This is a genomic window from Moorena sp. SIO4A1, assembly GCF_010672065.1.
In the GTDB taxonomy this organism is placed as follows: domain Bacteria; phylum Cyanobacteriota; class Cyanobacteriia; order Cyanobacteriales; family Coleofasciculaceae; genus Moorena.
On the sequence record NZ_JAAHHX010000033.1, the window covers coordinates 1 to 7826 of the forward strand.

At 43.8% G+C, this 7826-nt stretch carries 8 protein-coding genes and 1 pseudogene; 5 read left to right on the top strand and 4 right to left on the bottom strand.

Annotated elements, in window-relative coordinates:
* Window positions 1-115 precede the first annotated feature (115 nt).
* From F6K53_RS21210 to F6K53_RS45945, 4 genes are all read right to left on the bottom strand, one after another.
* Complete coding sequence (locus tag F6K53_RS21210; protein WP_293069782.1) at window positions 116-1525, bottom strand: zinc ribbon domain-containing protein; 1410 nt, start codon at window positions 1523-1525, stop codon at window positions 116-118.
* A gap of 196 nt (window positions 1526-1721) precedes the next feature.
* On the bottom strand, window positions 1722-2693 hold the full coding sequence (chlG, locus tag F6K53_RS21215) for a chlorophyll synthase ChlG (RefSeq protein ID WP_293069780.1): 972 nt from the start codon (window positions 2691-2693) through the stop codon (window positions 1722-1724).
* A gap of 9 nt (window positions 2694-2702) precedes the next feature.
* A complete protein-coding gene (locus tag F6K53_RS21220) occupies window positions 2703-3803 on the bottom strand; it encodes an ArsA family ATPase (protein ID WP_293069778.1) in 1101 nt (366 codons plus the stop codon).
* Window positions 3804-3845: 42 nt separating this feature from the next.
* Window positions 3846-4166, bottom strand: coding sequence for a DUF2862 domain-containing protein (locus F6K53_RS45945; RefSeq protein ID WP_364303448.1), 321 nt, complete (start codon window positions 4164-4166; stop codon window positions 3846-3848).
* 11 nt (window positions 4167-4177) lie between these two features.
* On the opposite strand from F6K53_RS45945, the gene F6K53_RS21230 reads away from it, so the two are divergent.
* From F6K53_RS21230 to F6K53_RS21250, 5 genes and pseudogenes are all read left to right on the top strand, one after another.
* On the top strand, window positions 4178-4321 hold the full coding sequence (locus tag F6K53_RS21230) for a hypothetical protein (RefSeq protein WP_293020450.1): 144 nt from the start codon (window positions 4178-4180) through the stop codon (window positions 4319-4321).
* A gap of 19 nt (window positions 4322-4340) precedes the next feature.
* Window positions 4341-5036 (top strand): class I SAM-dependent methyltransferase, encoded by a 696-nt coding sequence (locus tag F6K53_RS21235; protein ID WP_293069774.1) that lies wholly within the window; start codon window positions 4341-4343, stop codon window positions 5034-5036.
* Window positions 5037-5056: 20 nt separating this feature from the next.
* Window positions 5057-6124, top strand: coding sequence for an FkbM family methyltransferase (locus F6K53_RS21240; RefSeq protein WP_293069772.1), 1068 nt, complete (start codon window positions 5057-5059; stop codon window positions 6122-6124).
* Between the two features lie 3 nt (window positions 6125-6127).
* Window positions 6128-7249 (top strand): glycosyltransferase family 1 protein, encoded by a 1122-nt coding sequence (locus F6K53_RS21245; protein ID WP_293069770.1) that lies wholly within the window; start codon window positions 6128-6130, stop codon window positions 7247-7249.
* A 92-nt stretch (window positions 7250-7341) separates the two neighbouring features.
* Window positions 7342-7826: pseudogene (locus F6K53_RS21250) on the top strand (hypothetical protein); the annotation flags it as partial.

Genomic DNA, 7826 nt, shown 5'->3' on the forward strand with positions numbered 1-7826 from the left:
ATCGAAGAAAAGCAAGTCGCAAAAATAACGTGTTCAAAAGGAATTAGGTGCGCCGTGTACTTGGAGACTTGTTCGCACGGTGCTTAGGGGGCGAAGCGGGGGCAACCCCGCCGACCTACCCAATCCAGCCAAGCTCAACTGCATCAAGCAAACTAAGTCCCATCCCTTTCAAGTAACGCGCGGTACGACGCAACAATACTGCCTGAACCTCGGTCTTGTTCATATACCGAGTAATTTCGAAGTCCGTACCCCGAGCAAGGATGTTCAATGCAGCATTGTGGTCAGCCTGCAACACGACCCCATTGAATCTGGTAAAACTGTCTCCGCTCCGCACCCCCAACAGGGTTCCGGTCACGGAGTCAATTTGCGACGTGTAACTAGGCTGGACTTCTGTGACAACTGACCCAGTCCAATTAGCCCACTTCTGTAAGGAGTCCCGCATTTCCCCCTTCATCCAACTATTCAGTTTGCGGGACATGGTTTTGGACTGGCGTTTATTTTTTATTGGTTGTGTTAAATCTTCCGCAAAAACTTTCAACGATTCACCATTGAAAAGAGACTTAGAAGCGGCTCCTATAATGGCTTTAAGTTCCGATTGGTCTTGCCTATATCGCTTATTTTCCGCCTTTCTACCAAGATTATTCTTCAGTATTCGAGCAGATCTAGATGGATTGAGTTCCTCTAGCTTTCTATGAAGTGCCCATAGTTTCCCTCTCTTGCGATTCTTGGCACATATTCGTTTCTGTTTCTTGGTAGTTTCTTTCCCCAGTCCCTTCCCATGTGCGTGACCATCCGAATCATAGAAAGCTTCGGTGTATCCCTTGTCTACTCCTACACTCTTGAGTTCCGATGGTATTTCTACGGTTCCATGGTCTACTAGAAAATGAATCTCAAATCTTTGCAAAACGTGATTATGTATCAACCGAATCTGTCCTTTCAGTTTTCGGTTAGATCTAACGATTACCTTGTTCCTTTTTCCTCTTCTCAACCCAGCTAACTCTAACTGATAAGTGTTGCGAGAAAGTTGCTTACAGGTATAACCTCCCTGTTGATAGACTATTTGGTTCTTAACCCAAGAATGCCCACGTTGGTATTCCTTCCTGACGAACCTGTGTAGTAGAGGATTTTCTAGGAAAGCTAAAGTTTTGAGCTGTCTACAAAGCTCTTTTCTTCTCTTTTGGTTGTATGTACCAGAGAACCTTTTGTAAATCCTTTTGACAACTGCCTCAGTGCAAGCTGCTTGTTGGGCTGTGATTGCTTTCGCTACATCACTGACCGTCCATTCCATTAGTTTTGAAGGTAGTCCCAGGGATTCGGGAGTCCTAAAACTCCTTACTTCTGGGTACGCCTTTTTCCAATCTAGTCCCCAATGGTTAATACTTCCCAGCTTGTTGTAGGACTCAGCCCTGACGATACCCAGCTTTTTCATTACCTGCAGCAATTCAAGTTCAACCGACTTTGTCATCCCTGCCACAGGGACGACTTGAGTCGATATCCTTTTTGTTACTCCTTCTTTTCTTGGCATCGTTAGAGCTGGGTTCTACACTTCTATTATACTCTAGCGCTAAGGAAATGTCAATATCCATTTTGTGGTATTAAATACCGATTTATCCCTATTTTTAAGGGTTTAATTGCGAGGCGAATTAAATTCGCCACGGGTCGCACCTGAGGTACACAGGATTTTTTCCCTATTCCCTATTCTCTATTCCCTGTTCCCTATTTTAAATGGCTCCATGACCCAAAGCCAAACCAGCAACCAGCATCCCTAGTACCAAAAACGGTTGCGCACTAGCCTGGTATTTGACATCATTTTTCAGGGGGTCACGAAGAAAGTACATATCTTGGAAGGTGATTTGGGGGATGATTAATAGGATGAGAATAGCAGCGTAGAGCTTCTGATCAATGCTGATTAAATAACCAGCAATCCCTGCTTGAAATACATCAATCATCACCACACAAATCCAAGCTGCTGTGGTAACACCAAACATGACCGGTAGGGATTTTAAGCCCAATTCGCGATCGCCTTCCACACTTTTGAAATCATTAACTACTGCAATACCTAACCCTGCCAGGGAGTAGAACAGGGTCAGAATCATAATAGTCAGGTTAAGATGACCAAATAAGCCATGACCTGCCCACCAAGGAAGGGCGATATAGCTGGCACCGAGAGCATAGTTTCCCAGCCAACCATTTTTTTTCAGTTTCAGGGGTGGGGCAGAATAGATATAGGCTAGAAAGGCACCGCCTAGGGTAAGACAGGTGAGTGTGGGAAATTCATGACCAGCCCAAACATCGAGTCCGTAGCTAAGAGCGATACCTGCTAGGAGTAGCACCACAATCTGGGTGATCACCTGGGGGATAGAGATGGCTCCTGATGGGATAGGACGGTATGGTTCATTAATGGCGTCGATTTCGCGGTCATAGAAATCATTCAGGGTTTGGGTATACCCTGCCATCAACGGACCAGAAAGCAACATACAGGCGGCGGCCATCAGAAGGTCTTCGAGTGTCCAAGTGTAGCCACCGGAGGAAGCAGCACCACACACTACCCCCCAGATCAGGGGTATCCAGGTAATTGGCTTCATCAACTGCAGGCGAATCTTCCATAGGTTGCTTTCACCAGGAGCTGCGCCTTTCATACCCAGTAGCTGACGGGTTTTGGCACTTTGTTCAGTTAGATTTTCTTCAGCCATAGCAACTACCTAGAATGAAATTATCAAATAGCCATCTTGAAACTTAGCCCCTTTCACGGATTGACCACTAAGTTGTGGAGGCAGCAGGATATTATGCCGTTGATCCCCCGCTTCAACGGTGACTTCTGGACCGTATTGGGTGAGTTTCACCTGCTTTTTGTTAAAACCTGGTAAGAATAAACGAACGTTGCGACCAGGAATGTCGATAGTCATAGGTCTGGGTGCCTGGGATGCCTGTTTAAAATCTGGCAGGGCATCGATCAGGGATTGCCAATCTTCCCCTGGTGGGGAAGTGGGAAGAGTATTAACGACTAGAGGGGCAAATTCCGATTCTATTGCTGGGGTTACCGGGGTTTGGTTTACCAGCACACCACCGACAGTAACACCCACTTGTTGGGCACTACCCCACAGATACTTGGCTGTGGCAATGGCTAGGGGGTTATCGGTAGTGACCAGATAGGATGCGACCCGATTGGGATCTGCGATCGCATTTTTTCCCTCCTCCAACATATTGTTGGCCTGATTCGTTGATTCACCAGCAAAGTCCTCACTCGTCCATGACACATTTAGAATGGCGCTAGTGACTGGTTGGATAAAGGGGGAAATGGCTTTGCCCAGGTCAGAATCTGCCATGACTTGGCGAAATCTACGACTATACCAACTGATAATTTCTGGCATTCCCAACATTCTCAGGGTAGCTTGAGAGCCGGTGCCATCGTAGATGATCGCGTCATACTGACCGCTTTGGTAGTACTCCCGAAGGGCGTTGAGGGCTAAAGCATGATCCATCCCCGGTAAAATGCCCAGTTCTTGACCATAGACATTTTTTAGGGTAGGCGATCGCAAATATTGCTCCTCTAGCTTTTTGACATCTTCCCAGCTGCGTTCCAGTAGTACTGTAGTCATTAGCTGTACTACCCGGAGGTTAGGACTTATTTCCACCGGGTCAGACGTTGGGGATAGCCCCAGCAGCAGTCCAAAGCTAGGACTTGGGTCTTGTCCTACCAGTAGCACTCGTTGACCGAGGCTCGACAGCTGCTTAGCGGCAGCAATTGCCACAGTAGTGCGACCTGTGCCGCCTTTACCCAGAAATGTTAGAATCCGTGCCATAGTGCAAGTCTCGTGCCTCGGTGCGATCGCGTTTATTAAAATCTAGTCTACGATTTTCAATTCATCCTCAAAGAACCAGGTAGAGCTGTTGTCCTCAAATTTCACCGTTACGCCCACTCCACTGCCATCGGTCATTTTATAATCTGTGATCGTGCCTATTTGTCCCAGTTTATTTGCGATGTTGTTGCCTACCCGGTCTCTTAGACGAAACACTTTTACTTTTTGCCCAATTTTCATTGCTACTAGATCATACGATAAACCACCCCTCAGTTTACCGGAATCTGTCGCGATCGCATCAGGGAAAACTGTCATAAGTTCCACTGTTGCCCCTGGGACTGATATCAAGTCCGGTTGAATACCCATAATCTAAGGAAGTGTCGGAAGTGTCGGAAGTGTCGGAAGTCTGCGCGGGTAGTCTGAGGGGGGTAGAGGTAGCTGCCTCTTGCCTCTGTTCACTACTCCCTACTCCCTACTCCCTACTCCCTACTCCCTTTGCTATACAAGTTTGTTATCAATAATTTTATCGAAATTATAACCATGTTATTTGATGAACCTTACTATATTGCGATTAATCAAGCCCGCTGGGCTGTAGCGGAAAACATTCTCAATCAGCTTAGACTCAATCAGGGATTAAGTTTCACCACTTGCATTGACGTCGGATGTGGTCCTGGTTGGTTTTCTAAAAAGCTAGTGAATTGGGGAGTAAATGTAATTGGTTTAGAGGGGAGACAAGAACTTGTTGAAGAAGCGAGTAAACGGGTAACTGAAGCTAATTTTTATCAGGTTGATGTTGAATCTACCCCACAGATGTCTCAATTTGCTGGAGCAGACTTAGTGTTTTGCTTCGGCTTGCTCTATCATACAGAAAATCCATTCAAAGTCATTCGTAATTTGCAGTTATTAACCAAAAAAGTGTTATTTATTGAAAGTATGAATGTCCCCTTAAATGAACCAGTTACCTATCTAGTTGAAGAAGGCAAAAATGAAACCCAGGGGTTAACCTACCATGCCATGATTCCTAGCCGAAGCTGCTTGCTGAAAATGCTCCAAGTTTCAGGATTTCCTTATCTATACGACTATCAGGGTTATGTAGACCATGAAGATTTCTGGGAAACGGAGACCAAGCACCAAAGACGCCGAATATTTTTAGCATCTACAGTAGACTTACAAGTCAGTGATTTAGTTCCCTCACCCGAGATTGTCACACCAAAGTATAATTTTGCTAAACAATAACTAGACGAGTTTACGAATTAATGGATAGTCAGGAAGAGCATTTACCTAGCCATGAGTCCATAAATGAGTTGGATAAGATGGAGATTTATCTTCAGGTATTCCACCATTTTCTGCCTCAGGCGATGGATTTTCCCAACTTGGCGGTACCCTACACCTTGTTTTTGCGATCGCTTCGAGAAAAACTCCATCCAGCAGGGGTCCGGGATATCCAAGCAGTGAATTTGCCATCAGGCTTGACATTCCACGTTGATGTCGGGGATCGACTGGGGTGTGACTTTTACTATGGCCATTACCAAGAATACTTTGATGCCCAACTCTTTTTAGGTCTGCTGGATGCCAATTCCATTGTGCTAGATGTAGGAGCAAACTTTGGTTACTACGCCGTATCATCAGCTACAAAATTAACTCCCAGCGGTTGTGTTCATGCCTTTGAACCTAACCCAGATGCCTACCAGCTTTTACAACAGAATGTAGAAGTTAACCACTTACAACAGTTAGTTTCTTGCCATGACCTATGCATCGGTGCTGAAGATGGAGAAACAGACTTTTATATTACCCAGGAATCCGCATTTAGTGGTATGGATGATACTAAGCGGTCTGTCTTGCGTGAAAAGCTCAGAATTCCAGTGCGTAGTCTAGACTCCATACTTCCAGAGTTGGGATTATCCCAAATAGATGCTATCAAGATTGATGTAGAAGGATACGAATTTGCGGTATTAAATGGTGCTATGGAAACCATTCAGCGCTCACCAAATCTAGTGATCATGATGGAAGTGAGTGCCAAGAATCTAAATGAGCAGCGACGGGAAGCATTGATGTCCTCGCTGGTGAATCTTTACAATCAAAACCTCCGGGGCTGGATCGTGGATTCTAACCCAAGAGTACTAAAATCTATACCAACTCCAGAAGCAGCACTAACATTAGGGAGTGCAACAAGCGCTAATTTATTCCTAATGGTTTCTGGCTCAGAGCGTGAACATCAATTGAATAAAGTCTATCATAATTTACAGACACAGGAAGATAGTAATCAACTAAAAGAACCTGATATTTTTTCTATAAAAAGCCTGTCACATCGGGGGCTTGGGTAATCGGTGGATATTCTCTACGACCATCAAATGTTTGCCATCCAGAAATTTGGTGGTATATCCCGAATTTTTATTGAGTTAATGCGAGAGTTATCGCCCAACTCTGAGTGCTCAATTCATTGGCATCGTGGCATCAAGAGCGATGGGTATGATATTTCAGAGTATCGCGATCAACTCACCGGATATGGGGTGATACCAAAATTTACCTTTCCAACAGGTAAGGCTATTAATGAGACTATCAATAAACTCTCCTTTCAATGGTTTGTCCGTAGATTCGGTAGACAGTATGATATCTATCATCCTACCTACTATGATGCTGACTTAGTGGAGATTGTTAACCCTAAGAAACTTGTGATAACGATCCATGATATGATTCCCGAAAAATTTTTATCAGGACAAGCTAAGTTTCAGCCATTAATTAAAAATAAGCACCAGCTAGTTGAACAAGCCGATTTAATTTTTGTAGCTTCCGAAAATACCCGCAATGATCTAGTAGAATTATTGGGAGTTAATCCGGAAAAAACTAAAGTAACCTATTGGGCAAGTCGAATTCAAGACGCTAACGAATCTGAGTTACCAAAGAATTGCCTTAGTCAGCCTTACTTCCTTTATGTGGGAACTCGTTCAAAATATAAAAATTTTGAAATAGTCCTCAAAGCATTTGCTGCTAGTCCTAAATTACGGAATAATTTCAAATTAGTGTGTTTTGGGGGTTCCTGTGATTTTTTGGAATCCGAATTAAGGGTTATGGAAGACCATCATATCAGGCAAAATTTCATCTATCTTAGGGGTGATGATGCCCTACTAAAAACCCTATATTGTAATGCCCAAGCCCTAATTTATACCAGCCGCTATGAAGGATTTGGTTTACCGCCCCTAGAGGCAATGGAATGCCAATGTCCAGTTATCTGCTGCTTAACCTCTTCCTTGCCTGAGGTCGTAGGAGATGCAGCTAGTTTATTTGAGCCAGATTCTGTGGATGGACTAGTTAACGCTATGGAGATAGTTGTAGAAGACTCAGAACACCGAGCATCTATGATTGAAAAAGGGCGGCAACGTGCTAAGCTTTTTACGTGGCAAAAGACTGCTCAACGGACTTTGGATGGTTATCGTTCAATTAGCTCATGAATCCTGGACACCGCTATCAGTTTGTCAGCAATATTAGTTGCTAATCAAACCCCGAAGACGGTAATATTTGGATCGGTGTGAGGTAATCAGTCATGAATAAACAGGATTCAGTTATAGAACAAATTAAACAAGACCGAAAGATTCGAGCAGGAGATGATCCACGAAGGTTAGAGCATTTTGGGTTTAAGGTACACTCTCAATCGGATGAAGACGGCATTATAGAAGAAATCTTTAATAGAATTGGGATAAAATCAAAGGTTTTTGTGGAGTTTGGAGCAGAAACAGGACGAGAAAACAATAGTCATTATCTTTTAGAAAAGGGATGGACAGGATTGTGGATAGAATCCTTGCCAGACTATGCAAAAACTATTAGAGAAAATTATCAAGATGCCATCGGGGAAGGTCGCTTAAAATTTATCGAAGCGGTAGTTAACGCCGAAAATATTAATAATTTAATTGAAAGGGGTGGTATTACTGGAGAAATTGATTTTCTGTCAGTGGATATTGATAGTAATGACTATTACGTTTATGAGGCTATTTCGGTTATACAACCTAGAGTTGTTTGTTTAGAGCATAA